Source organism: Neobacillus sp. BF23-41 (assembly GCF_041106275.1).
The window spans coordinates 109,949-133,918 of sequence record NZ_JBGBPR010000011.1 but is presented as its reverse complement, the minus strand read 5'-3'; the positions used below and the strand labels follow the sequence as shown (position 1 = coordinate 133,918).

Annotated in this window: 28 protein-coding genes and 1 pseudogene; 21 read left to right on the top strand and 8 right to left on the bottom strand. The window is 39.7% G+C overall.

Annotated elements, in window-relative coordinates; translation table 11 throughout:
- Positions 1-160: 160 nt before the first annotated feature.
- The 12 genes from AB7942_RS17605 (at position 161) to AB7942_RS17550 (ending at position 12,682) form a co-directional block, all read left to right on the top strand.
- Entirely contained in the window at positions 161-1,339 is a 1,179-nt protein-coding gene (locus AB7942_RS17605) for an acyl-CoA dehydrogenase family protein (protein WP_369447879.1), read from the top strand.
- A gap of 53 nt (positions 1,340-1,392) precedes the next feature.
- Positions 1,393-2,157, top strand: coding sequence for a 3-oxoacyl-ACP reductase FabG (gene fabG, locus AB7942_RS17600; RefSeq protein WP_369447878.1), 765 nt, complete (start codon positions 1,393-1,395; stop codon positions 2,155-2,157).
- 20 nt (positions 2,158-2,177) lie between these two features.
- Positions 2,178-2,627 (top strand): MaoC family dehydratase N-terminal domain-containing protein, encoded by a 450-nt coding sequence (locus AB7942_RS17595; RefSeq protein ID WP_369447877.1) that lies wholly within the window; start codon positions 2,178-2,180, stop codon positions 2,625-2,627.
- A complete protein-coding gene (locus tag AB7942_RS17590; protein WP_369447876.1) occupies positions 2,624-3,025 on the top strand; it encodes a MaoC family dehydratase in 402 nt (133 codons plus the stop codon). The genes AB7942_RS17595 and AB7942_RS17590 overlap by 4 nt, the downstream gene beginning before the upstream one ends.
- A gap of 244 nt (positions 3,026-3,269) precedes the next feature.
- Positions 3,270-4,043 carry an SDR family oxidoreductase gene (locus AB7942_RS17585; RefSeq protein ID WP_369447875.1) on the top strand — a complete coding sequence of 258 codons (774 nt, stop codon included), beginning with the start codon at positions 3,270-3,272 and terminating at the stop codon, positions 4,041-4,043.
- A 320-nt stretch (positions 4,044-4,363) separates the two neighbouring features.
- The gene (locus AB7942_RS17580) at positions 4,364-5,314 is read left to right on the top strand and encodes an MBL fold metallo-hydrolase (protein ID WP_369447874.1); all 951 of its coding nucleotides are present in this window, start codon (positions 4,364-4,366) and stop codon (positions 5,312-5,314) included.
- 56 nt (positions 5,315-5,370) lie between these two features.
- A complete protein-coding gene (locus tag AB7942_RS17575) occupies positions 5,371-6,891 on the top strand; it encodes a class I adenylate-forming enzyme family protein (RefSeq protein ID WP_369447873.1) in 1,521 nt (506 codons plus the stop codon).
- Positions 6,892-6,914: 23 nt separating this feature from the next.
- Positions 6,915-7,808 carry a R2-like ligand-binding oxidase gene (locus tag AB7942_RS17570; RefSeq protein ID WP_369447872.1) on the top strand — a complete coding sequence of 298 codons (894 nt, stop codon included), beginning with the start codon at positions 6,915-6,917 and terminating at the stop codon, positions 7,806-7,808.
- Positions 7,809-7,834: 26 nt separating this feature from the next.
- Complete coding sequence (locus AB7942_RS17565) at positions 7,835-9,358, top strand: aldehyde dehydrogenase family protein (RefSeq protein WP_369447871.1); 1,524 nt, start codon at positions 7,835-7,837, stop codon at positions 9,356-9,358.
- Positions 9,359-9,377: 19 nt separating this feature from the next.
- Positions 9,378-10,586, top strand: coding sequence for an iron-containing alcohol dehydrogenase (locus AB7942_RS17560; protein ID WP_369447870.1), 1,209 nt, complete (start codon positions 9,378-9,380; stop codon positions 10,584-10,586).
- Positions 10,587-10,782: 196 nt separating this feature from the next.
- A complete protein-coding gene (locus tag AB7942_RS17555) occupies positions 10,783-11,634 on the top strand; it encodes a GNAT family N-acetyltransferase (protein ID WP_369447869.1) in 852 nt (283 codons plus the stop codon).
- Between the two features lie 112 nt (positions 11,635-11,746).
- The gene (locus AB7942_RS17550; RefSeq protein ID WP_088086959.1) at positions 11,747-12,682 is read left to right on the top strand and encodes a manganese-dependent inorganic pyrophosphatase; all 936 of its coding nucleotides are present in this window, start codon (positions 11,747-11,749) and stop codon (positions 12,680-12,682) included.
- An 82-nt stretch (positions 12,683-12,764) separates the two neighbouring features.
- On the opposite strand, the gene AB7942_RS17545 is transcribed toward AB7942_RS17550, so the two are convergent.
- Complete coding sequence (locus AB7942_RS17545; protein WP_369447868.1) at positions 12,765-13,355, bottom strand: hypothetical protein; 591 nt, start codon at positions 13,353-13,355, stop codon at positions 12,765-12,767.
- 149 nt (positions 13,356-13,504) lie between these two features.
- Positions 13,505-14,326 (bottom strand): Cof-type HAD-IIB family hydrolase, encoded by an 822-nt coding sequence (locus tag AB7942_RS17540; protein WP_369447867.1) that lies wholly within the window; start codon positions 14,324-14,326, stop codon positions 13,505-13,507.
- Between the two features lie 544 nt (positions 14,327-14,870).
- Here AB7942_RS17540 and AB7942_RS17535 point away from each other — a divergent pair.
- Both AB7942_RS17535 and AB7942_RS17530 read left to right on the top strand, forming a co-directional pair.
- Positions 14,871-15,263 carry an MmcQ/YjbR family DNA-binding protein gene (locus AB7942_RS17535; RefSeq protein ID WP_335712902.1) on the top strand — a complete coding sequence of 131 codons (393 nt, stop codon included), beginning with the start codon at positions 14,871-14,873 and terminating at the stop codon, positions 15,261-15,263.
- A complete protein-coding gene (locus tag AB7942_RS17530) occupies positions 15,260-15,832 on the top strand; it encodes a DNA-3-methyladenine glycosylase I (protein ID WP_335712903.1) in 573 nt (190 codons plus the stop codon). The genes AB7942_RS17535 and AB7942_RS17530 overlap by 4 nt, the downstream gene beginning before the upstream one ends.
- Before the next feature lie 161 nt (positions 15,833-15,993).
- Here the strand turns inward: AB7942_RS17530 and AB7942_RS17525 are convergent, their stop codons facing one another.
- Both AB7942_RS17525 and AB7942_RS17520 read right to left on the bottom strand, forming a co-directional pair.
- Positions 15,994-16,431 (bottom strand): hypothetical protein, encoded by a 438-nt coding sequence (locus tag AB7942_RS17525; RefSeq protein ID WP_369447866.1) that lies wholly within the window; start codon positions 16,429-16,431, stop codon positions 15,994-15,996.
- Positions 16,432-16,613: 182 nt separating this feature from the next.
- Positions 16,614-16,778: a hypothetical protein gene (locus tag AB7942_RS17520; RefSeq protein WP_369447865.1), complete on the bottom strand. Its 165-nt coding sequence runs from the start codon at positions 16,776-16,778 to the stop codon at positions 16,614-16,616.
- A gap of 296 nt (positions 16,779-17,074) precedes the next feature.
- On the opposite strand from AB7942_RS17520, the gene AB7942_RS17515 reads away from it, so the two are divergent.
- From AB7942_RS17515 to AB7942_RS17505, 3 genes and pseudogenes are all read left to right on the top strand, one after another.
- Entirely contained in the window at positions 17,075-17,740 is a 666-nt protein-coding gene (locus AB7942_RS17515; protein WP_369447864.1) for a TetR/AcrR family transcriptional regulator, read from the top strand.
- A gap of 82 nt (positions 17,741-17,822) precedes the next feature.
- Positions 17,823-18,038 (top strand): annotated as a pseudogene (locus AB7942_RS17510) (GTP pyrophosphokinase family protein); the annotation flags it as partial.
- A gap of 145 nt (positions 18,039-18,183) precedes the next feature.
- Positions 18,184-18,660: a CBS domain-containing protein gene (locus AB7942_RS17505; protein ID WP_369447862.1), complete on the top strand. Its 477-nt coding sequence runs from the start codon at positions 18,184-18,186 to the stop codon at positions 18,658-18,660.
- A 101-nt stretch (positions 18,661-18,761) separates the two neighbouring features.
- Here the strand turns inward: AB7942_RS17505 and AB7942_RS17500 are convergent, their stop codons facing one another.
- Together AB7942_RS17500 and AB7942_RS17495 are read right to left on the bottom strand one after the other, a co-directional pair.
- The gene (locus AB7942_RS17500; RefSeq protein WP_168243275.1) at positions 18,762-18,923 is read right to left on the bottom strand and encodes a hypothetical protein; all 162 of its coding nucleotides are present in this window, start codon (positions 18,921-18,923) and stop codon (positions 18,762-18,764) included.
- A gap of 170 nt (positions 18,924-19,093) precedes the next feature.
- Positions 19,094-20,212 carry a metallophosphoesterase gene (locus AB7942_RS17495; RefSeq protein ID WP_369447861.1) on the bottom strand — a complete coding sequence of 373 codons (1,119 nt, stop codon included), beginning with the start codon at positions 20,210-20,212 and terminating at the stop codon, positions 19,094-19,096.
- Between the two features lie 196 nt (positions 20,213-20,408).
- Between AB7942_RS17495 and AB7942_RS17490 the strand changes: the two genes are divergently transcribed.
- The 4 genes from AB7942_RS17490 to AB7942_RS17475 all read left to right on the top strand — a co-directional run bounded on the left by AB7942_RS17490 (position 20,409) and on the right by AB7942_RS17475 (position 22,497).
- Entirely contained in the window at positions 20,409-20,756 is a 348-nt protein-coding gene (locus AB7942_RS17490; RefSeq protein WP_215012547.1) for a metal-sensitive transcriptional regulator, read from the top strand.
- Between the two features lie 70 nt (positions 20,757-20,826).
- Positions 20,827-21,186 carry a hypothetical protein gene (locus tag AB7942_RS17485; RefSeq protein ID WP_369447860.1) on the top strand — a complete coding sequence of 120 codons (360 nt, stop codon included), beginning with the start codon at positions 20,827-20,829 and terminating at the stop codon, positions 21,184-21,186.
- Positions 21,187-21,386: 200 nt separating this feature from the next.
- On the top strand, positions 21,387-21,644 hold the full coding sequence (locus tag AB7942_RS17480; RefSeq protein ID WP_369447859.1) for a hypothetical protein: 258 nt from the start codon (positions 21,387-21,389) through the stop codon (positions 21,642-21,644).
- A gap of 322 nt (positions 21,645-21,966) precedes the next feature.
- A complete protein-coding gene (locus tag AB7942_RS17475; RefSeq protein WP_088086977.1) occupies positions 21,967-22,497 on the top strand; it encodes a hypothetical protein in 531 nt (176 codons plus the stop codon).
- 69 nt (positions 22,498-22,566) lie between these two features.
- On the opposite strand, the gene AB7942_RS17470 is transcribed toward AB7942_RS17475, so the two are convergent.
- Both AB7942_RS17470 and AB7942_RS17465 read right to left on the bottom strand, forming a co-directional pair.
- On the bottom strand, positions 22,567-23,166 hold the full coding sequence (locus AB7942_RS17470) for an anti-sigma factor (protein WP_369447858.1): 600 nt from the start codon (positions 23,164-23,166) through the stop codon (positions 22,567-22,569).
- 157 nt (positions 23,167-23,323) lie between these two features.
- On the bottom strand, positions 23,324-23,890 hold the full coding sequence (locus AB7942_RS17465; protein ID WP_369447857.1) for an RNA polymerase sigma factor: 567 nt from the start codon (positions 23,888-23,890) through the stop codon (positions 23,324-23,326).
- Between the last annotated feature and the right edge of the window lie 80 nt (positions 23,891-23,970).

Below are 23,970 nucleotides of genomic sequence, written 5' to 3'. Positions count from 1 at the left end.
AGAATTTTTTTTATTAGGAAAATATTAACTTGTATTATCTGAAAGTTCGGAATAAAATAAAGTTAACATACCAACCGGTAGGTATGCCTACAAACGGTTCAGCATATTATATTTTAACGGCATTAAATTTGATGTTAAGAATAAGAATGGAGTGAATGGTATGTATTTACGATTGACTGATGAACAAAAAATGGTACAAAAAACAATTAGAAGATTCGTAGAAAAAGAACTTATTCCCCTTGAAAACGATGTACTCCGCAATGAACGAGAAGGTAAACCGAGTCTTCCTGCAAGTAAACTAAAAGAGCTGCAACTTAAAGCGAAGGAAGCTGGTTTTTGGGGAATTAACACTCCAGAGGAATATGGTGGCGCAGATCTTGGTCAAATGATGATGGCAATTGTGTTAATGGAAGTTTCAAAAACCTTTGTCCCATTCCAGTTCGGCGGTGGTGCAGATAATATTCTTTACTATGGTAATGAAGAACAAAAGAAAAAATACTTACTTCCGACGATAAATGGCGAGAAAAAGTCCTGCTTTGCAATGACCGAGCCTGGTGCTGGTTCTGATACCAGAAATATCAAAATGGCAGCAGTGAAAGACGGCAGTGAATGGGTGCTGAATGGTGAAAAAACATTCATTACTGGCGGAAACGAAGCGGACTTCGTTATGGCGATTGCGATTACGGATAAAGAACTACATCAATCAACACAAGGGCGTGAAGGGGTTACATGCTTTATTGTCGACCGCGATATGGGCTGGAAATCAGAGTATATACATACAATGGGAGAATGGGGTCCAGCCGGCTTAATATTCGATAATGTCCGTGTTCCGGAGGAAAATATCCTGGGTGAATTACACAAGGGCTATAATCTCGGTCTCGAGTGGATTGGGTTTGCACGCTGGGTTGTTGGGGCAAGAGCTGTCGGTGCTGCTGAACGCCTGCTGCAAATGGCGATTGATTATGCTAAGGAACGGGTTACATTTGGGAAACCTATTGCCGAAAGACAAGCAATCCAATGGCAAATCGCAGATTCTGCGGTTGAAATTGAAGCGGCAAGATGGCTGGTCTTGAACGCTGCCTTCACTCTAGATTATGGGGAAGATAATCGACATGTAGCATCGATGGCAAAATTATATGGTGCAAATATGGGCAACAATGTGGTCGACCGTGTCCTTCAAATTCACGGCGGGATGGGGTATACAAGAGAATTACCAATTGAGCGCTGGTATCGTGAAGCAAGACTATGGAGAATTTACGACGGCACAGACGAAATCCAACGAATGATTATCGCACGTAACCTGATTAAAGGTCATGTGAAGATCGGTCAATACGTGTAAGAAAATAAATGTAAGCGCAATCTATAAATTTATTAAACTCAGGAGGAATAGAAATGGCAGGCAGATTTACGGGAAAAGTTGCTTTTGTTACGGGTGGAAGCCGTGGAATCGGCAAAGGGATTGTCGAGCTTTTTGCACAAGAAGGAGCAAAGGTAGCTTTAATAGATTTGAACGAAGAAGCGTTAAGTGAAACAACCAGTGAACTAAAAGAAAAAGGTTATGACGTTTATTCAAAAGTTGCAAACGTGGTTGATGCCGAGCAGGTTGAAGATGCCCTGAAAGAGGTTTATGAGGAATTTGGCTCCGTAGATATCCTCGTGAATAATGCCGGGGTAATCCGCGATAATCTATTTTTTAAAATGACTGATTCAGATTGGCAGACCGTTATGGATGTGCACTTAAAAGGATCATTCAATGCGGCCCGTGCTGCTCAAAAATATATGGTCGAAAATAAATATGGGCGTATCATCAATATTTCTTCGACATCAGCACTTGGAAATCGCGGTCAAGCTAATTATGCAGCGGCAAAGGCCGGCTTGCAGGGCTTTACAAAAACACTCGCAATTGAGTTGGGAAGATATGGGATTACCGCAAACTCAGTGGCGCCTGGATTTATTGTAACAGAGATGACGAAGGAAACCGCTGCCAGAATCGGCATTCCATTTGAGCAATTAATTCAAGCGAGTGTGGCACATATTCCAGTCGGCAGAAGTGGCAAGCCAGAAGACATTGCCAATGCCGTAGCCTTCTTTGCTGATGAAAAATCATCGTTCGTGAATGGTCAAGTTATATATGTTGCCGGCGGACCAAAATGTTAATTAAATGAGGTGAAGATGAATTGTTTAAAGACCAGATAGGCAAACAATCAAACAAAGTTAAAAATGACATTGAAAGAGGAGCCGTCAAAAAATTTGCGGAGGCGATTGGTGACCTTCATCCCATTTATTTTGATGAAGAAACTGGAAGAAATTCAAGAAACAAAGCCAACATTGCACCTCCTACCTTTCCAAGAACTTTTGATTATGGTGTCATCGAAGGATTAAATCTTCCCAATAAAGGTTTAATCCACGGAGAACAAACATTTCATTACAAGCGGCCATTAAGGGTTGGCGAAACAATTTACTGTTATACCAAAGTAAAAAGCTACTTTGAGAAAAAAGGGAAATTTGGGGAGATGGGATTCCTGGTTGTGGAAAATTACGGCGAGGATCTATCCGGCGCTTTAATTTTTAGCTCATCCTCAACGATTGTCATCTCTGAAGCTGTGAGGAAGGTGTTGGCACGATGAGTATTCTTTCTGAATTACAAGTTGGAGAATCGGTCAAAGAAATTCAACTGGCGCCTGTATCGCGGCTTGACTTAATCAAGTATGCAGGTGCATCAGGAGACTTTAACCCAATTCACACGATTGATGATGAGGCGAAAAAAGCGGGATTACCAGGAATAATTGCCCATGGAATGTGGACAATGGGGAACCTTGCAAAGCTTTTTACTCCTTATTATGAAGAAGGCTTCGTACAGGATTACTCGATCCGTTTTAAAGGAATGGTATTTTTGAATGATGTAATTACGCTGAAAGCGACACTGAAAGAGAATGAGGAACAAAATCTGCGCTTTACGGTCCAAGCGGTCAATCAACAAGGAAATGAAGTATTAAAAGGTGAGGTAGTATATCACCAATATTAAATTCATGAAGTTTATTTAGACCCGGCACCAAGAAGAAAAAACCCCTTCTTGCTGCTGGGTTTATTGTTATCAAGTTAGATGTTGAATAGTATGAAAATTTTGATATCATAAGAAATATCTACATACCAACTGGTTAGTATTTGGTGGTTGTTTATAAAATTGAGGGACGTTTAGGAAGCTTTTCACCGGGTTCGGTGGTAAGGGCTCAATGAACAATGATGCTTATTAATAGGGGGAACGATCAATGAATGTGAAAGAGTTGTTTGATTTAACGGGTAAAGTAGCAATTGTAACAGGCGGCGGCAGAGGACTTGGACAGCAAATAGCTGAAGGTTTTGCGGAAGCAGGTGCAAATGTAGTCGTTTGTTCAAGAAAATTGGAAGCCTGTGAGGAAGTAAGCGAAGGCATAAAAAGACTGGGTGTGGAGAGCTTCGCGTTAAAATGTGATGTCACCAACCCGGAGGATATTAAGAATGTCGTTGAGCGGACAATGGAACGATTTGGGAGAATCGACATTCTTGTAAATAATAGTGGCGCCTCATGGGGAGCACCGGTCGAGGAAATGCCGCTCGAAGCATGGAAGAAAGTAATGGATGTCAATGTTACTGGTACGTTCTTAATGTCACAGGCAGTTGGAAAAGTGATGCTCGAACAAAAATCAGGGAAAATAATTAACATTGCATCGGTGGCTGGTTTAAAGGGCAGTAATCCAAAGTATATGAATGCAATTGGCTATAACTCTAGTAAAGGGGCCGTGATTACTTTTACTAAAGATTTAGCTGTTAAGTGGGGACCTAGTGGCATATATGTAAATGCAATTGCCCCAGGTTTTTTCCCGACGAAAATGTCAAAAGGGCTGCTTGATCAAGGGGGAGAAGCCATTCTTGAAGGGACACCATTAAGGAAATTTGGTACCGATAATGATCTTAAAGGAGTTGCCTTATTCCTAGCTGCACCAGCGTCGGACTTTGTGACGGGAGATATCGTTGTTGTCGATGGCGGGGCCCATGCAATGTAGATATTGTCACCAAAATGAGCTTCGACGATAGAATTAGCAGATTCGCTGATTGAATACAATAATCTACTGATAGAATCCTATTTTATTTAATAAATAGCTCTTAAATGAGTTCTGCCTACGGAAAAAATCAAAACTTTTCCTGAAAAATAATAATATTCAAATCCTAGGGGTGAAAAGGGGGAGTGAGCCAATCTTGGTAAGCTCCCTGCAACTTAATCATATTTCTTATGAAAAAGAAATATAGTTTTGATAGTGCTTAGGTGGTTCCTCCTGTCAAAAAGTGATAGTTAAATAATGTTTTATTATGGAGGGGTATTAAATTGTTTAGAATTGTACCGCTTGAATTAGAAACCCATTTTGCTGAGGGGACGGTAAATGCCTTTTTGGCGATTGGAGATTCCGTTACGTTAATCGACACAGGTAACCCTGGGAAAGTGTCATTTCAACAACTTAAAAGCAAACTACATACGCACGGAGTTACATTGAAGGAAATTGATCAGATTGTCCTTACCCACATTCATATCGACCATGCGGGTGCAATTCCTTACATTTTGGAAGAAATAGATGTGCCAATCTATGTGCATGAACAGGCGAGAGGTTCGATTAATGTTGGTGTGGACGAGTATCAACGAGTGCAGGCTTTTTTTCACCAGTTTTTAACGAACTGTGGTGCCAACCCATTCAATCACATCATCGAACGGCCATTTAAAGAGGAAAAGTGGCGGAATATTACCTATCTAAATGAAGGTGATGTTATTCCTTTAGGTGGAAAGGAGTTTGAAGTAGTTCATGTTCCCGGCCACAGCCAATCTGATATTTTACTATGGAACCAAGAAACAGGCGATACCTTTGCCGGCGACCATTTATTAAAGTCTTTTTCGGTGAATGCCTTTATCGAACCACCTAATCCGGGCGAGGTCAATCGGCCGAGGCCGTTAATGCAATACCGAAATTCGCTTGAAAAAGTAAGCCGACTGCCGTTAGAAATGATTTACCCAGGTCACGGCGAGGCATTTAGCGATCATTTATCCTTGATCAAAACAAGGTTACTGGAACAAGAAAAACGATGTGAGCAAATTCTAGCGATACTTGCAACCGGAGGAAAATGCGTCTATGAAATCTGCAAGCAAATGTATCCGCGATTGCACGGAAATACAGTGTTCTTAGGATTATCACAAATACAAGGTCACTTGGATTTACTTGAAGAAAGACAGCAGGTTAGTTATGAGCAAAAAGATTCAGTTGTTATTTATCGTTCGACCTGGCAATAGTGGTAATCCTATACCTTCGGGTGTTCTATAAGATTTTTAAAAAGGGAGCGGATGGTGTGAAGTTGAAAGACCTGCTGGAAACAAATATCGCCGAATTTGGTGAGTATCCTTTTTTATTTTACAAAGAAAAGACGTACACAAATGTTGAAACGAAGCAATACGCGGACCAATTTGCTCGTGGCTTGCGAAATCTTGGAATTGCTAAAGGCGACAGAGTAATTGTTTGTATGCCCAATTGTCCTGAGGTCCTCTTTGCCTATCAAGGGATTACCAGAGCGGGAGCAACGATTGTCCCAGTTATGTTTACTTTGCATCCAAACGAACTTCACTACATCGCACGAAATTCTGGCGCAAAAGCAGTAATTACCTCCTCCGCATTAAGGAGTAATGTTGAAGGTTCATTAGAAGGATTACCGGCTAACCCACAGTTAATCGTTGTTGATCTTCCATCAGATGAGCGGGCGAAAAACTTTTATGACTTGTTTGTCCCCGCCGAAAATCAACTAGTCGATGGTGGGAACTCAGATGATAAAGCAGTCATTCTATATACCTCAGGTACTACTGGAAATCCAAAAGGAGTGCTATTAACCCATAAAAACTTATATTCTAATGCCGAGAATTCGGCAAAACATAATGGAACCGAGCGAGGAACAACACTTGGTGTCCTGCCGCTTGCCCATGTATATGGCCTGACGATATCAAATATTTGCTTTTTAACAGGCAGCTCTATTGTTATTTTTTCAAAATTTGATACAAAAGAGGTATTTAAGGCGATTGAAAGATATAAGGTACAGACGTTCTCAGCTGTTCCCGCGATGATTCATGCCTTAGTATCGTATCCACACGCCGACCAATATAACACCTCCAGTCTTGAATCAGTTGGATCCGGGTCTGCACCGCTGCCGGTTGCCTTATTGCATGCTTTTGAACAAAAATTTGGCGCAAAAGTGTACGAGGGCTATGGGTTATCAGAGGCTGCACCGGTTGTTACTGCTCATCGCAAAGGGATCGAAATAAAACCAGGCTCTGTTGGAATACCGATTCCTGGGGTAGAGTTGAAAATCGTCGATGAAAATGGCAAGGAAGTTCAAGCCGGAGAAGTAGGGGAGTTAATCGTCCGAGGTGATAGTGTCACGCCCGGCTACTATCAAAATTCGGAAGAAACCAGCCGTGTCTTAAAAGATTCGTGGTTATTTACAGGCGATATGGCCCGGATCGATGACGATGGCTATGTCTATATTGTTGACCGAAAGAAGGATTTAATTATTCGAGGAGGATTTAATGTGTATCCTCGTGATGTCGAAGAAATATTAAATGCTCATGAACAAGTTTTTGAGGCAGCGGTTGTAGGTGTTCCTGATGAACGAATGGGAGAAGAAATGGTTGCCTGTGTCGTGAAAAAAACCGGTGCACAAGTAACTGTTGAGGAGCTAATTCACTATTGCCAGGAGCATTTAGCAAAAAACAAAACACCGCGAAGAATCGTTTTCCTAGAGGCACTGCCAAGGAATGGTGTTGGGAAAATATTAAAGACGCATCTCCGCAAGCAGGCATCAGAAATTGTAATCAAACCGTAAAGGAAAAAAGGAGGAAAACATATATGGAAAAAAGAACCATATTAACAACTAGCAGTCGAGGATTGCTTGAGGATTCTTTCCCGTACCGCTTATTCCAAAAAGCAAAACGGTTAGGAACCTGGAACCCCGCAGATATCGATTTCAGTCAGGACCAAAAGGATTGGAATACGATGAATGCCGAGCAGCGAGCAGATATTTTGCGGCTTATTTCTCAATTTCAAGCGGGTGAGGAAGCGGTTACGTTAGATCTCCTTCCACTGATCATGGCGATTGCGAAAGAAGGGCGTCTTGAGGAAGAAATGTTTTTGACGACCTTTTTATACGAGGAAGCGAAACATACAGAATTTTTCCGTCTAGTTTTGAATGCAATCGGGGAGCGAGGGGACTTATCTCACTTTCATACCGAAACCTATCAGAAGATTTTCTATGAGATTCTCCCAACAACAATGGAACGGCTGATATCCGACCAATCCCCAGAAGCGATCGCCGAGGCATCCGTAGTGTACAACATGTTTGTAGAAGGAGTATTAGCAGAAACCGGTTATTATTCTTTCTATCAAACATTAGAAACCGCTGGTATCATGCCAGGATTACTTGAAGGTGTCGGCAATTTAAAAAAGGATGAGTCCAGGCATATTGGCTATGGGACATTCCTTTTGCAACGGTTAATTTGTGAACATCCACATCTCTTTGATTTTGTGGCAGCCAAGATGGGCGAGCTGACCCCATTAGCAATTAGGCTAAATCAAGAAGGCATCGCGGGAAGGGAGGTAAGTGCATTCGGCGGGGATCCTGCAGATATCATGAACTTTACCTTAAAACAACTTGCAGTCCGAAAGGAAATCTTAGCGCGCGCACAAGGCAAAAAAATCGAAGAGATTTATAGATACACAGATAGTGAGTTAGGAGTGCTATAAATGATTTTAGAAAAGGAGGAATTATCATGACAGTAAAGGTTGATGTGCAAACATTTCCCCATTTTATTAACGGAAAGTGGGAGCCTGCTTCCAGTCAAGAAACGTTTGATGTATTGAACCCGGCAAATGGTGAACTTGTAGCTAGAGTAGCAAAAGGAACTACGGAAGATGTTGACCGTGCTGTAAATGCGGCCCGCGAGGCATTTGATCAAGGTGACTGGAAAGACATGAAGCCAAAAGACCGAGCCAAGGTGTTATATGCCATTTCCTATCAAATTGCCGAGTATGCCGAGGAACTAGCATACTTAGAAGCGATTAGCTCAGGTGGAACAGTACGCCGAATTGGCAATAGTGATATTTTGCAAATGATTGACTTGTTCCAAACATTAGCCAATTTTACGGTTGAGTATCCATTCTCGGAAACACTGCCAGTCCCGCCATTCCCAGGACCAGCACATAATTTTATTTGGCGTGAACCAATCGGTGTATGTGCAGCGATTACTCCTTGGAACTTGCCAATGGTGATTGCTACCTGGAAAATTGCACCGGCATTAGCGATGGGGAATACAATTGTGATCAAGCCAGCCAGCTACACGCCTCTGTCCACTTTGAAGCTAGCAGAAATTATTTCAACCGTGGTCCCTCCAGGTGTAATTAACGTTGTCTCAGGTCCTGGTGCGGAAGTGGGCGAAGCTTTAGTTAACCACCCAAAGGTCGATAAAGTGGCATTCACTGGTTCGACTGGGGTTGGCAGACGAATTATGGGACTAGCTGCAGGGACGATCAAGAAAACCACACTAGAACTAGGTGGGAAATCACCTAATATCCTTTTAGAGGATGCCGATCTTAGTATTGCTCTGCCTGGAAGTCTATTTGGAGTATTTCTCCATGCTGGCCAGCTTTGTGAATCTGGGACACGTTTATTTGTACCGGATAAGCTGTATGACCAAGTGATTGCAGGTTTAGTTGCTCACACAAATAAATTAAAGCTTGGGAATCCCCTTGATCCGACCACCGATGTTGGTCCAGTAATCTCGAAAAAGCAAAAGGAAACCATCCTTTCCTATATTAAAGCAGGTAAACAAGAAGGCGCTACCCTTGTCTGTGGTGGCAATGAAGTTAAGGTTGATGGCTGTGAGGAAGGACATTTCATCGAACCAACGATTTTTACAAATGTCACCAATGATATGAAAATTGCCCAAGAAGAAATTTTCGGCCCAGTCCTCTGTGTGATTCGTTATTCAGAACTGGACGATGCGATTCGAATGGCGAATGATACGATTTATGGCTTAGCTGCAGGAGTTTGGACACGTGATGTCAATAAAGCCTACGCGGTGGCTAGAAAACTGCAGGCGGGCGTGGTCTGGATTAATGACTGGCATATGCTCAGAAGTGATGCCCCGTTTGGCGGGTACAAACAAAGCGGAATTGGCAGAGAAATGGGACAGCAATCACTCGATTCCTATACCCAGGTAAAGCATGTCCACACATCGATGTCGCCTGAACTAGAACGACGCAATTGGTATGGAATTCTGTTTGGCCAAAACTAATGAAAAGGTGAGGATGAAAATGAAAACAACCTTATCACAGTTTATGTTACGTACGGGAATATACAGTGGTTCAAACTCAAGGGCGATGGTCCCAAGTCTCTTTGCTGGTCTGGGTGCCAAACGGGTGCTCCTTTTAAGTGATAGAGGACTAGAAGCAGCAGGAATTGTTGAAAAAGTGGCCGATATTTTTTCGCTGACAGGCCATGGCTCTGGTCCAGAACTTGTCGGTCAATTTCTTGATATCAAACAGGATGCCGAAAGCAGCTGCATAAATGAAGCTGTCCGCTATGCAAGAGAAATAGGTGCAGATTCCTTACTTGCCGTTGGCGGGGGCAGTGTTCTGGATACCGTAAAAGGGGTAAAGTATGCGCTCCACAAAGGATTGACAGATATAAAAGAGGCTATCCCTGGCGGTTTGTTGTACGAGTCATTCCCAAAAGCAAATTACATGCCGATTCCCCATATTGCCATTCCGACTACCGCGGGAACCGGTTCAGAGGTATCACCGATTGCCGTTATTTTTAATGAAGAAATTAAAATGAAGACGAATATCATCAATCCGTTTATTAATGCCGATATGGCGATCTTGGATCCAGATTTAACCGTCGGACTACCACCAGTCATTACGGCATTTACTGGATTTGATGCCTTAACACATGCCATCGAGGCGCTCGCATCACCAACTGCAACAGGTCTAACCGATGCCTATGCCCTCCATGCAATTCGCCTTATTGAAAAAAATCTACCAGTTGCCGTTTTTGATGGTTCGAACCTTGATGCCCGAATGGATTTATTGCAAGCAAGCTTAATGGGGATCACCGCTTTCAGTTTCGCCTTAAATGCGATTCCTGTTCACAATATGGCTCACGCGTACGGGGCCTTGTTCCGAATTCCACATGGCTTAGCAAATGCTGTCTTTTTACCGGTGGTCATGGAATTGGTTCCTGATTTATATCTGCCTAAGGCTGCTGAATTGGCACAAGCCTTGAACGTGGATGTAAAGGGTGATACCCCACAAACAGCGTTAGCAAAAGTGATTGGGAAAATTAAATTGCTTCAGTATAAGGTAGGATTACCGGCTGATTTCAAGCAATTCAACATTAGTGAAGAGGCACTCCAGTTAGCGATTCCAGCGGTCATGAAGGACCCTGCTGCATTAAGCTTCCCAATGCCAAAAGAATTAATTGCGGCAATTGGGCAAAAGGTTGTCCCCTTGCCGGTGAAATAGATTTTTAATGTGACCCAGCCAGCGCGAAGACAAGCTGGCTGGGTTTAATAAATTGCTGAATTTAGTTATACATTCCAAAGGAAGAACCTAGTCGCCAGTAAAGGGAGGTTATCCGCCAGTAAAAGGAGATTATCCGCCAGTAAAAGGAGATTATCCGCCAGTAAAAGGAAACCATCCGCCAGAAAGGGTTGAAAATATGAAAATTACATTTAAAAGATTAACAGAATGCACCGTCCAAGATACGATAACGGCTTGGAATCGGGGGTTTGAAGGTTATTTTGTGCAAATGGAAATGACTGCCGAATTGTTTTTTAACCGATTGGTTAATGAAGGATTATCTTTGAAGCACTCTTTAGTAGCTTTTGATGGAGAAGACCCTGTAGCGATTGTATTAAATGGATTTCGTGTGATCGACGGAAAAAAAACTGCATGGAATGGCGGGACAGGAATAGCCTCCAAATATCGTGGAATGGGTGTTTCAAATCTCTTAATGGAGGCAGCCATAAAAGTTTACTCCGAAGAAGAGGTCGAGGTTGCCACACTTGAAGCCATTAAGGAAAATGAAAGGGCCATTCGATTATATAAAAGACATGGCTATGAAATATTTAATTCTCTTGTTTATCTAAATGGGACACTAGCGGTTGATCACACTCCCATTCCCTTTATATCTATCCGGCCCGAGCAACTGCCAACTTTCCATTTTTATAATGAAAAGGTTCCATGGCAATGTCAGTGGCAGAGTGTTAAGTCGGGTGAGGCACAAATCTATTTCGACGGTAATGAAAAGCCGTTAGGATATTCATTATATAAGAGAGTGTGGAACCAGGACGGGCAACTAGAAAAAGTAATTTTATATCAGCTTGAACTATTCAATGACATTAAAAAGGAAACGATAAAGTCTATTTTCACTTCTATATCTGGAGAACATCAAAAGCCTGTCAATTTTATGACAATTAATTCCATATTATCAAATCCTGTTATCCCATTCTTACTAGATTTAGGCTTTGAGAAAAAAACGGAGCAAGTCCAAATGATAAAAAAAATGTAATTAAAAAAAATTTTTTGAATCCTAATTCATAATATTATATAATTTTCGTTAGGGCCATTCTCATGTAGATTGGGCTTGACCTACATAAATTCATCGGATTAGGAGAAATAAAATGGAAAAAGTACTTATTTTCGGTCATAAAAATCCTGACACAGATACGATTTGTTCTGCAATTGCCTATGCAGACTTAAAAAAACAATTGGGGATGGATGTTGAACCAGTGCGCTTAGGACAAGTAAATGGTGAAACACAATATGCACTAAACCAGTTTAATGCAGAGGCTCCTCGCCTTGTTGAAGCAGTTTCGAATGAAGTGAACGCGGTCATCCTAGTTGATCACAATGAGCGCCAGCAAAGTGCAAATGATATCGCTGATGTTCGTGTATTAGAAGTAATCGATCACCACCGGATTGCTAACTTTGAAACAAGTGATCCGTTATATTACCGCTGCGAACCTGTTGGGTGTACAGCAACGATCTTAAATAAAATGTACAAAGAAAACAACAAAGAAATAAGCAAAGAAATTGCTGGTCTTATGCTTTCTGCGATTATTTCTGACTCATTATTATTTAAATCCCCAACTTGTACGCCAGAAGATGTGGCAGCGGCACGTGAGTTAGCTGAAATTGCTGGTGTCGATGCAGATGCATATGGCCTTGAAATGCTGAAAGCTGGAGCAGATGTTCGTGATAAGTCAATTAATGAACTCCTAAGCCTTGATGCTAAAGGATTTGAAATGGGCTCTAGTAAAGTAGAAATTGCTCAAGTCAATGTGGTTGACACGGCAGATGTGCTTGCTCGCCAAGAAGAATTGGAAGCAGCAATCTCTACGATTATCGAAGAAAAGAACTTAGATTTATTCTTGTTTGTGGTAACTGATATCTTAACAAACGATTCAGTTGGTTTAGCTTTAGGAAGCAAAACAGCTGCAGTAGAAAAAGCTTATAATGTTACACTTGCTAATAACATTGCTACCTTAAAAGGTGTCGTTTCACGCAAAAAGCAAATCGTACCTGTGTTGACTGATATTTTTACTAAAGGGTTATAAGAAGAAAGACCGTCCATAGACATTTCATGGACGGTTTTTTCACTCTCCTTTTGATTAGTTGAAAAATAGTATATTAGGAAACCTAGTCAGAATTGATTTGATTCTCTTCTTGCTTGTTATTCATTAAGAAGAATGTCAATGGCTGGTCGGAACCGGTCATCAATTTATACACATAGGAAGAAGTAATCTTATAACCGTCATCTATTTTCGTTGTTAAATAATTCGTCCGTTCGAACAGAATGGACCGGATATGATTGATTTGACGGGAGATTTTGTCCATTAGGGCTTCTTGATTGTCTAAGCGCTGTAAAACTCCGCCTTGAAATTCCTCTTGTTTAGTCATTTTTTTCGAAATTTCTTTTTGTAATTCCAGTTGTTTATTCAGTTGAAGGGCAAGGTTATGATTAGCATCTTCATAACGCTCCAACCGACTTTGTAAATCATTTAGTTGATTGCCTACATGGTTCCATTGGTTGAGGTGTGATTCTTCTTGATGCTGTGATTGCATACCTAATTCAGATAAAGTTTTTTTGAGCGCAGTATTCGCTTTTTGCTGTTCATAAATTAATTGAGACAGGAAATCCTGTCTTGATATGACTTGATTCGATGCTTGTGGATTTTGCTTGTTTTTATAAACATCCGGATGTTCACTGTTATTAATGAATAACCCCATACCTCTCTCCGCCTTTTTTTGTATTTGGTTGGAATATTTTATGCTTGAAAAACTAAAGAGGGGACATGATTGGGCTGTTGGAAAGGAAAGAGTGCAAAAAAAAACAACGCTCGGAAAATTCCATGCGTTGTTTCGATAAAATTTTATTTTCAAACAAGAGTCGGTGTTTTCAATACGAATTTTTCTACGACCTTTGCGACACCATCATTCATATTGCTGTCAGTGACAAAGTTAGCTTTTTCTTTAATATCGTCTGGAGCATTCCCCATAGCAACACCTAAGCCTGCAAACTCAATCATTGCAAGGTCATTATAGCTGTCTCCAATTGCGATGACTTCTTCGCGCTTAATCCCCAGTTGTTGAATCAAATGGCTAAGGCTTGTACCTTTCGTGACGCCATGCTCCGTAAATTCTAGAAAGAATGGCTTGGAACGCATGACACTTAACTGACCAGCTAGCTCTTGCTGCAGTTTTTCTTCTACATCCGCAAGTTTTGTTTCATCTTCAAGCATCAGCACTTTTACCACAGGTTCCGATACAGCCTCCACGAAACTACTGACTTCAATTATTTCTAGGCCAGTAATTTCTCCTTCAATATTTGTGAATTGGTTTCCAGCCTCGGTAACAATATGCTCCCCAACATACGTATGAATCCAAACATTTTCACGACGACTTACTTCATATAAATAGTGAACGACATCAGGCGATAAAGTGCTGCTAAACAGTTCTTCACCAGTTTGACAGTTAGTAATTTTAGCGCCATTAAAAGAAAGAATAAAGCTGCCGAAATCATTCAACCGCAGTTCTTCAGCAATAGCATACATGGCTGACGTAGGCCGGCCAGAAGCTAACACCACTTTCACTCCTAATTCTTGTGCATCCATAAGTGAACGCTTCGTGCGGTCAGATATCGTGTGGTCGTCCTGCAATAGTGTATCGTCTAAATCAAGTACAATCATTTTATAATGCATTCTTGAAGTCTCCTTTAAACATATGTCATCTAACTATCTTACTATAAATCTAGTAAAAATACGTCCTACAATTGAATCCAATTCGTTTTGAGCCGAATAATATATTAAGAAATCCCATTAAATAATAGAAGGTGACTAGCAGTGTCTATTTTTAGTTTTTTTAATAATAAATGTGATATTTGCAAAAGAAAGATCAAGCCCCTACGAAAATACATTAATGAGAAGGGAGAGACCGTGAAGGTTTGTGTTCCTTGTTCACAGTATGCAGAACGGAGGGCTTTTCGAATAAAAAGATAATAATAGTTCTGTAATATTATTTTGAATAAATATAATTACTTAAACAAAATATGCAGAAGACGGAGCCAATCTGTTGATTAAAAACGGCTGGATGGAACAGCCGTCGACTTTTGATGACAGAGATAAATTGGCAAAACAATAAGCTTCTATTTTCATAAACCTCCCATTTTAATGATGGGAGGTTCTTATTTTAAAAAAAATGTGTAATACTTAAGTGAACGGAAGTTATGAAATAAGGGGTATTGCTATGATTCACAATAAAAATATAAATTCAATACAGGGAAATGAACTTCTTTCAAAAGTAAGAGAAATTGCGATTCAATTCCCAGAAGTAACAGAAGCGGTTGATAAATTTGGGCATACATCGTTTCGTGTAAAGGATAAACCATTTATAATGATGGGGGAAAACGAAGAAGGTGCTTCCTTAGCAATTAAAACACTAAAAACGACCCAACAATTACTACTAGAACAGCCAGAAAGGTTTTTTAAAACTCGTTATATCGGGCAGCACGGCTGGACTTCATTATTTACCAATCAAGATCTAAATTGGGAAGAAATTGAGGGCTATATCAAAGAAGCTTATTTACAGACAGCTCCGAAGAAGCTTTCAAATGAAGTACTGGAGGCTTTTCAAAGATGAATCGATGCAGTTGGGTAAATCAGGATCCACTATATATTGATTATCACGATTATGAATGGGGAGTTCCGGTCTATGATGATCGCCTGCTATTTGAGTACTTAAATCTCGAAGGGGCCCAGGCAGGACTGAGTTGGTACACCATTTTAAAAAAGAGAGAGAACTACCGGAAAGCTTTTGATAACTTTGAAGCGGAAAAAATTATCCGCTATGATGAAAAGAAAATCGAAGAATTGATCCATAATGAAGGGATTGTCCGTAATAAGCTAAAAATCAATGCAGTCATTACCAACGCACATGCGTTTTTGAAAGTTGTGGAGGAGTTTGGCTCATTTAGTAAGTACATATGGTCCTTTGTTGGCGGTAAGCCCATTCAAAACCACTTCCGTGAAATGAAAGATGTTCCAGCTATCACGGATATTAGTGATCAATTAAGTAAGGATTTAAAGAAGCGCGGCTTCAAATTTGTTGGCTCGACCATCTGTTATGCGTTTATGCAAGCAACAGGGATGGTGAATGACCATATCGTGACCTGTGAATGTTATCAAAAAGCACATCAAATAATGAACTAATGAAAAAAGCGATTATCTCAATGAAGAGACATCGCTTTCCTTAGGTTGTGTAAAGAAAAATATAAAGATGGCAATTGACAGTAAAAATAGAAATATCTCTGCTTTAGATGGCTCGAACGTTGGGAGGTCTGTTAAAGACAATATGGCCACTTCCTTCTTAATTAGATTAGAATTTCAGGATCGATTTCAAAATGTTCAGATACAATCCAGCGAAATTGAGTAAAGACTTTTTCTAAATCAGGCAATGTAGGTTCGTGTTTAGGAACTCCAAAAATAGGTCCTGTAATATTAATGCTAAACCTGCCTGGTCCTAAAAAGATACCTGACACATTTGTCTGATTGCTAATCAATAGTATGGCTAATAGGATATCCCCAATGTCCAATAACACACTCAATGTTTTATTCCCTGATTTACCTTCTAAACGGTCTCTTCCAGTTAGCGGCCCACCAACAGATAGGGCAAATCCTCCTGGTTCTATTACAAGTCTAACAACTGTCACTTGACCTGTTAATAATAAAAATGCCGTTATAATATCAATAGTTCGTTGGATAGATATAACTGTTTGTAGGCCATTTTCTAAGTCACAACTACTTTTCAACGATTTCACAACCTACTCAAATTAAACTCTTCATGTACAACGATAATGACACGGATAGAAATCTGTGCAGCTAAAGGATTTCTTTTGTATATTATGAAATGAATAGAAGGATGCTCCTAATTTTACAAAAATAAGGCCCATCACAACGGTGATGGGCTTTATTGGCAATTAAAATGGCTTGCTTATGACTGTGCAGGTTTATCAAGCGCGAAATCTGATGTGGGCAAAGTAATGATCTTGCCGCCAATTTGGACATGAATGGTGTCGTTGAAAATGGCTTTCACAATTCCCTTTAAGGAGATGGTTGAATTGACAGAGATTTTTTTGGATTCAGATTGGTTTGCCACATGATCAACGCCTTTCGAAATTGGTAGAAATATAGGGCCTTACAGTAAAAAAATTAAATAAAGATACATTAAATTATTCGGAAAAATATTAGAAACTCCTGCTAAGGCACGGAGATTTTTATAAAAAAATCGGTCATGTTTTGATCTATCTATATTGCAAAGGGGTGTTAAAACAATAATAGCGTCTTAACATGAACCGTAGGTCAAGTATCGCATTTTTGAAGTTGTCTGTCAACGAAAACATGAACTGTGGTTCAAATTTTAAAATCGTGGTATGATATATTTGAGGTGATAAAATGCCAGACAGTGATGACCTATTAATTGGTGAATTCCCTTTTCTCCCAAAACAGGAACGGGCGCAACAAAAAAGAAATGCACTGCTCGAAAGTGGACAAATTTTGTTTATTTCTAAAGGGTATGAGCAAACTACTGCTAAGGAAATTGCTGCCCATGCAGGTGTTGCTACCGGTACCTTTTATCGTTATTTTTCAGATAAACGCCAACTTTTAATGTCATTATTAGAAGGCAAATTAGACAAGCTTCTCCCACCTGAACCTAGTTGGATTTCCCATGATCCAGTATCATTATTAGCATCACTTTTAGAAGCCCATAATCAACGCCTTAATGAGTTAGGGATACAGCGTGTGTTGCCTGAGCTAGTGATGAAAGATCCTGGTCTTGCTGAATTTTTGGGTGACGCACGAAGGAAAATTCATTCGAGAATTTTGTTAGGGCTAAAACAAGCGGAAGAAAAAGGATTAACTTGGGAGGATCTCGATTTAGAAACTGTCGCGTGGGCAATTTTAGTCTTAGTGGAAAATGGTCATGGGAAAGAGGGACAAACTGGGAAAAGAGCAGATTTTCTAGAAATTTCGAAGGTAATGTGCCGGATGGTTTTTCCACCAGATGTGTTACAGCAATTGCAAAATTCGGATGAAACGAATAATCGAAATAACAGCTAGAGAGGAAGTAACTGGTGAACTTTGAACATAGTATTGACATGAAAGAACTTAAAGCCCTTAAGGTTGAACTGACGAGGTAGTGGAAACAACGAATGTTGAGGTACAAATTCGGACAATTGCGATGGATTTTTGGGCAAGCTTAGAACACAAAATCTATTATAAATATAACAAGGAAATTCCCGGACATATGCTTGATGAATTAAAAGAAGCTGCCACAATGGCAGCAGGTCTTGATCGAAAAATGGAACGGCTTCACAGAGAAATAATAGAGATAAAGCATGCTAAGAAGAGGAAGTAGAGCACATGTTATTAAACATGCAAAAAGAAAACATTCATATTCCATTTTTAGAACCACTCCGCCCTAAAAAGTAAAATTTCAAGTGGAATAGTTTAACTAGCAGATATTCTTTAGCATTTTATTAACTAATGAAAGCGGTGTCGATATGATAAATGTTCAGGCAAAGGATTTTATGGTTAAAGATGTTATATCAGCTAGTCCAAGTGCTTCCATTAAAGATGTAATGACATTGTTTGTTGGGAAAAAAATTGGCGGTTTACCGATTATCGATGAGAATGGTGTGCTACGTGGATTTGTAACAGATGGTGACATTTTACGGGCAATCAGTCCTTTGGATCGTCGGATCCATGATTATTTCTCTCTTATCACATATGTTGCAGAAGAAGACATGGAGAATCGGCTGAGTGAATTGGCGGACAGGGAAGTCATTAGGATTGCAAAAACCCACGGAATTTTAACAGTCCATCCTGAAGATGAAATGAAAAAAGTTGTCTCACTATTGTCTAAGCATCATTTTAAAAAACTACCTGTTGTTGATGAGTCTAATCATGTGGTTGGTGTAATCAGCAGGGGAGATGTCATTCGCAGCATTCAAGAAACGATTATTAATGATTGGCAATGATAGTCATGCCAATGAGACAGCCCTTCACATTAAAGTGTAGGGCTGTCTTTGGAAAAAATATACTCCTAATGTTCCATAATAATATACTTTATAAAACTAAACTATTGTAGTGGCTTTTCAAGCAGGAGCTCAGATGCTGGGAGGGTAATTATTTTCCCGCCAATTTGAACATGAACGGTATCGTTGAAAATGGCTTTTACAATTCCTTTTAAAGAAATGGTGGAATTAACTGAGATTTTTTTCGCTTCAGATTGATTTGCCAAATTAACCAACACCCTTCAAAATAGTTATGAAAATATTATATATGAAGAAAAGGAAATTAAGCTAGTATAAATAATCAGAAAAGTTAAAAAATATTTTGCGTTTTGTGAACGTAAAAATAATTTATCTTCTATTCTTATGTGGTATGCAAATGATTGGTGAGTATTTTCCGCTACTCACTTTTTAAAAAGGTAAGATGTATTTGTATGATTTCAGAACGACTGCCAATCCGAAGTGGAGGACCCCAAAAACCATAACCTGATGAAACAATGGAATGAAGCTGACTTTTCTGAAGATAGCCCCAATCATTTTCAAATATCCTTTTTGTAATCAGATGATTCGGTGCCATTTGGCCTCTGTGTGTATGGCCTGATAAAAGTAAGTCGACACGATTTTCTTGCGCTTGAGTTATTTCAGCTGGCTGATGATCCATCATAATAATTGGCAGGGATGGATCAATATCAGTTAGTATAGCTTCAATCGGTAGCCGATTTCGATCAGTTTTGTCTTTTCGACCTGCAAGATAAAAGCTGTCGGCTATTATGAGTACTTGATCCAATAGGATAGTTATCCCGATTCGTTCCATTTCCTGCAAAAACTTTGGAATCCCACCGCCATAATATTCATGATTTCCTAGGACTCCATAGACACCTAAGGGAGCCGATAACTCCTTCATGACATCACCCATTTTCTTTTGAGTAAATGGCACGGGATCGTCGTCAATGATATCGCCTGGCAGTAAAATGATATCCGGCTTTAGCGCGTTTACATTACGGACAAGCCGGCGAACATGTCGGATGCCTGAAAGTCTGCCAAAATGCATATCAGAGGCCATGGCAATTCGAAGCTCAGTTAGATTGCCCACCTGTTTTGGAATGACAAGTGAAAAAGTCCGAACGACAGGGCTATATGCATTAAACGTTCCGAAGATAAATAGAATAACAAAAGATATTAACACCGCTCCTCCTACCCAATTGATGACTGATGTTGTGGAAAGATTAGCAAAAATGAGAACCAAGGCAATAAGATTGGAAAGAGGCAGGAAAAGGATGGCATATTGGAATAATCCAAACCAATAAGAGCCGATCATTTTAAATAGAGGCACTTTTTTTGTGAAATGTCCGATGATGTATGAATAGGAAATGAGACTAACGACTAAACCGTATATCCATTTATCCTGCAAATCAAATACTGAATGCAGCCAAACCCAGCCGTTCCAACCGATATAAAATGTTATGGCAGAATATACAATTATGATGGTCATGAAATTTATCAAGTAGCGTGGTTTCATCGATTGCTCCTTTATTGAGGGAATATTCCTTAAAACATGAAATGTAGTTCAAGTATTGCATGGGCATGCAAGGGCTGTCAATTATTCCAACCCATGTGGTCAGTTTGCTTTTATGTCTTTCATAAATCATTTGTAGCAACCGTTCCCGTCACTTTCCTGAGGTATGATATAATATTCCCAAAAAGGAGATGGACCAATGTCTAATGAAGTAGGGAAGGTAGATGAACTTTTTGATAATACCTGCTGTTCAGATGAAGGAAGCGATCGTAAGAGTCATCATCCGGATAAAGTGAAAAATAATCTTGTCACGAGACTTAACCGAATTGAAGGGCAAATTCGAGGAATTAAGGGCTTAATTGAGAAAGATACGTATTGTGATGATGTCATTAACCAGATATCGGCCACACAATCCGCCTTAAATAGCGTAGCCAAAATCCTGCTTGAAGGTCATATGAAAAGCTGTGTTGTCGAAAGAATTCAAGAAGGTGATTTTGAAGTCTTGGATGAAGTTCTCGTTACCATCCAAAAATTAATGAAAAAATAATTTAATCTATTTGTGTTCTAAGGACAACCAAAAAATAATATTTTTCGATGGATTTACGGCTCCGAAAAAAATGGAGAACCTGACTTTTGAACTTATTGCAATTGGGGCAGAAGGTAAGAAATCAACTGATGAAGTTACAATTTCCACTCAACTCGATAAACTGACCGTCACTACTGCAGAATATAGAAAAATTGGTAAAAGATGGACTATTAATGGAACGTCAGATATATTTGGGCCAGGTGTAAAAGTTTCCATTTATATTGGTGATGCAGTCCCAGCAAACTTGATCACAAGTGTGAATGTAAATAACAGAGGGGATTTTACTTTCACTACTATTAATTCAGCCAAGTCCATAGTTCAAGGGGGAACTCTCACTCTGGTCTCTACTTCTAGTGGAAAGTTAACAAATGTGGCTGTAACAGTTAAGTAGTTTTAGGACATTGTAAAAATTTGAGAATTGTCAATGTACTAACTTTCATTAATATGAAATAGGTAAATCTAAGCAATCTTTTGCTGGAAAGGTACTAATATTATTATACTTTCCGGCTTTTTTAATTTGGGATACACCATCTTTAAAGAACGTTCCATTCCAAAGGTGAATATAATATTTACAAGGAAGGGTGGGTGCACATGTTTTTCTGTGGGTTAGTTCTTATTGGGATGGTCATTCCATTCATATTAATGAAAATAGATTCTAGATTGGTAAACTGGATCCCAGCGGTATTCTTTTTAGCAGCAGCAATCATAATGGGTGCGAAGGTGGTATTTTATCCAGGTGAAGGAATGGCTGATTTAGCTGAGAGAATCTATTTTATGATGTTTGGATCCGTTGCGATTGGTTCCATTATTGGTGGGACAATCGTTCACTTTATAAAAAGTAAAAAATAAACGCGCTCTTTCCAAAAGATTGTAGATTCTTAAATTCGCCCATAAAAACCAAAAATTCGCTCATAAAACCCTCAGATTCGCCCGTAAACCTCAAAAATTCGCCCATGAATGGGATAAGTCATTAAATAAATCATAAATGCCCAAAATCGGGGTGTAATTTTACACTAAATATCATTTTGATGATCCTCCCCTTGAGTGATAACAACATGATTTACGAAAAAAGCAGAATAAATAATAAAATTTGAATTTCCTTCAAACCGATTGGGATTTATCCTCGTTACCTTTAACGAAGAACCAATAAGAATGAAGGAGTTGCATGGAAATGAAAAAGCGTTTAAAAGTATTACTTGGGATGTCAATTATGTCGATGTTTTTGTTTGGTGCAGTTGCATTCGCAGCAACAGATTTTACACTACTGGGATTTTCTAAAGTGGTCGCAGAAAGGAAGATTGAGGCAGGGGCAGCTGCAAAACTAAGTCACAGCGGAATTAAAATTCAAATCCCCGAAGGAGCATTTACACATGACGTCACGTTTCAAGTGCTTGAAGGGGATAATAGTAAATTCCAAAAGGTGGCTCCTTCTGGAGAAACCGTGATCATGAATTTCGCGTTTAGAGTCATAGATTTAGAGACCGGTCAGATAATAGATAGATTTAATAATAAACAACTCACGTTCAGCTTTAAAGATAAGGATATTAACAAGGGAAGTATTTACTACAATTTCAAAGGTGATGGGACGATTGCAAATAACAATGCACAATCTGTGATCGATGGAAGAACGTTAACCCATCCGGTCGGAGCTGCACCTGTAGGTTGGTTTATTACATCACCAACGGAAAGTATTAATAAATAAGCAATAAGCAACTTATACTTAAATAAAAAGCCCATGATTCTCAGTCTGAGATTCATGGGCTTTCTTCATTTATGTTCCTAGAACCTTTTTGCCACGTGGTTGGGTTCCATTGGCATCTGGTTCGAGTGAAATTCCTATCGCATCAAAAGATATTTCCTTGTTCAACTGGTAGGTCAGGTAGCCATTGCCCTCTTTATCCACATGGAAGGTCCCGGCACTTTTTCTGTTTCCATCATCAATGAGCCACACCTGATAAGCCTCAGAGCCCTTGGTATTCGCCAGTCCTTGGGCCTGAAAAACAAGCTGTTTTTTATCTCCTTGCTTGTAAATTAATGCCTGCCCTTGAGCAGAATCTCCTGCAGGATTTGCTGTTTTTAACGCGTATACCTGGATAACCTCGGCTGGAGTTTGCGTTTGTTCCGTTAATTCTGTTACTTGATCTCGGAGATTTATATTGTTCCAAATGACTCCTCCAAAGCAAAAGAGGAGAGCGGCGGCAGCCAATCCATAAAGAGAGGAGCGAATTCGGACTAATTTCTTTTTTGATCCTTTTTGATTATTCCTTACAATCATAGTCTGGGAAGTGTTTTCAGGTGGGAAGATGGCGTTCATCACTTCATCCTTTAAATCAACAGGTACCTCCACTTCATCTAATTCATATGGGAGCATAGTCCACGCCTCCTGCAGATCTTGTATGTCTTTTTGACAAGACGAACAATTCAAAAGGTGCCTTTCCATCCTAATCCATTCTTCGTTAGTAGTTTCACTTATCAAGTAAGAGACTAATTCATTGGAAAATGAACAGTTGCTATTTAAACTCATATTTTCATTCCCCCATTTCCACGACTACGTGTTTCCGCAAAACCTTCAGAGTCTGATGCAGCCTGCTTTTTATTGTGCCGATTGGTTCCTTATTCATTTCTGCAATTTCACTAAGCGTGTATCCTTCCCAATATAACCACTGGATTAGTTCGATTTGATTTTTTGATAGATATTGATAGGCTTTCTGTATTTGTTCTCGGACGAGCTTGCGTGATAAAATCTCTGCAGGATTGGTGGATTGATGACCGGGAATCTGCTCCAATTGTTCTTGGTCTATTGAGACGATTGCTTGTTCCTTTTTTTCCTTGCGGTGATGATCAATCGTGATATTACGAGTGATTGTTAGAAGCCAATTGACGAAATGTCCCTTTTCCGGGTTATAACCGGTCTCCGTCGTCCATACTCGTGTAAAGACAGTTTGTACAATCACTCTAGCTTTGTCTGCATCCTTTGTTGATTTGATAACGAAGGAGTATACCAGTTTAATATAGCGGTCATATAATTCTTCTAAAGCCGGACGATGCTTAACTTTAATTAAAAGCATTAACTCGGCATCACTCAATTTTTGCATAAAAAAGGCAGTCCTCCTGTTCAATTCCTGATACCTTTACATAAATAAACGAATTTACAAGAAAATCGGTTTTAATTTTA

Coding starts and splice junctions, on each gene's coding strand:
- AB7942_RS17605 (WP_369447879.1), top strand. CDS start 161: ATGTATTTACGATTGACTGATGAACAAAAAATGGTACAAAAAACAATT.
- fabG (WP_369447878.1), top strand. CDS start 1,393: ATGGCAGGCAGATTTACGGGAAAAGTTGCTTTTGTTACGGGTGGAAGC.
- AB7942_RS17590 (WP_369447876.1), top strand. CDS start 2,624: ATGAGTATTCTTTCTGAATTACAAGTTGGAGAATCGGTCAAAGAAATT.
- AB7942_RS17585 (WP_369447875.1), top strand. CDS start 3,270: ATGAATGTGAAAGAGTTGTTTGATTTAACGGGTAAAGTAGCAATTGTA.
- AB7942_RS17570 (WP_369447872.1), top strand. CDS start 6,915: ATGGAAAAAAGAACCATATTAACAACTAGCAGTCGAGGATTGCTTGAG.
- AB7942_RS17565 (WP_369447871.1), top strand. CDS start 7,835: ATGACAGTAAAGGTTGATGTGCAAACATTTCCCCATTTTATTAACGGA.
- AB7942_RS17560 (WP_369447870.1), top strand. CDS start 9,378: ATGAAAACAACCTTATCACAGTTTATGTTACGTACGGGAATATACAGT.
- AB7942_RS17555 (WP_369447869.1), top strand. CDS start 10,783: ATGAAAATTACATTTAAAAGATTAACAGAATGCACCGTCCAAGATACG.
- AB7942_RS17550 (WP_088086959.1), top strand. CDS start 11,747: ATGGAAAAAGTACTTATTTTCGGTCATAAAAATCCTGACACAGATACG.
- AB7942_RS17545 (WP_369447868.1), bottom strand. CDS start 13,355: ATGGGGTTATTCATTAATAACAGTGAACATCCGGATGTTTATAAAAAC.
- AB7942_RS17540 (WP_369447867.1), bottom strand. CDS start 14,326: ATGCATTATAAAATGATTGTACTTGATTTAGACGATACACTATTGCAG.
- AB7942_RS17535 (WP_335712902.1), top strand. CDS start 14,871: ATGATTCACAATAAAAATATAAATTCAATACAGGGAAATGAACTTCTT.
- AB7942_RS17530 (WP_335712903.1), top strand. CDS start 15,260: ATGAATCGATGCAGTTGGGTAAATCAGGATCCACTATATATTGATTAT.
- AB7942_RS17515 (WP_369447864.1), top strand. CDS start 17,075: ATGCCAGACAGTGATGACCTATTAATTGGTGAATTCCCTTTTCTCCCA.
- AB7942_RS17505 (WP_369447862.1), top strand. CDS start 18,184: ATGATAAATGTTCAGGCAAAGGATTTTATGGTTAAAGATGTTATATCA.
- AB7942_RS17495 (WP_369447861.1), bottom strand. CDS start 20,212: ATGAAACCACGCTACTTGATAAATTTCATGACCATCATAATTGTATAT.
- AB7942_RS17490 (WP_215012547.1), top strand. CDS start 20,409: ATGTCTAATGAAGTAGGGAAGGTAGATGAACTTTTTGATAATACCTGC.
- AB7942_RS17485 (WP_369447860.1), top strand. CDS start 20,827: ATGGAGAACCTGACTTTTGAACTTATTGCAATTGGGGCAGAAGGTAAG.
- AB7942_RS17480 (WP_369447859.1), top strand. CDS start 21,387: ATGTTTTTCTGTGGGTTAGTTCTTATTGGGATGGTCATTCCATTCATA.
- AB7942_RS17475 (WP_088086977.1), top strand. CDS start 21,967: ATGAAAAAGCGTTTAAAAGTATTACTTGGGATGTCAATTATGTCGATG.
- AB7942_RS17470 (WP_369447858.1), bottom strand. CDS start 23,166: ATGCTCCCATATGAATTAGATGAAGTGGAGGTACCTGTTGATTTAAAG.
- AB7942_RS17465 (WP_369447857.1), bottom strand. CDS start 23,890: ATGCAAAAATTGAGTGATGCCGAGTTAATGCTTTTAATTAAAGTTAAG.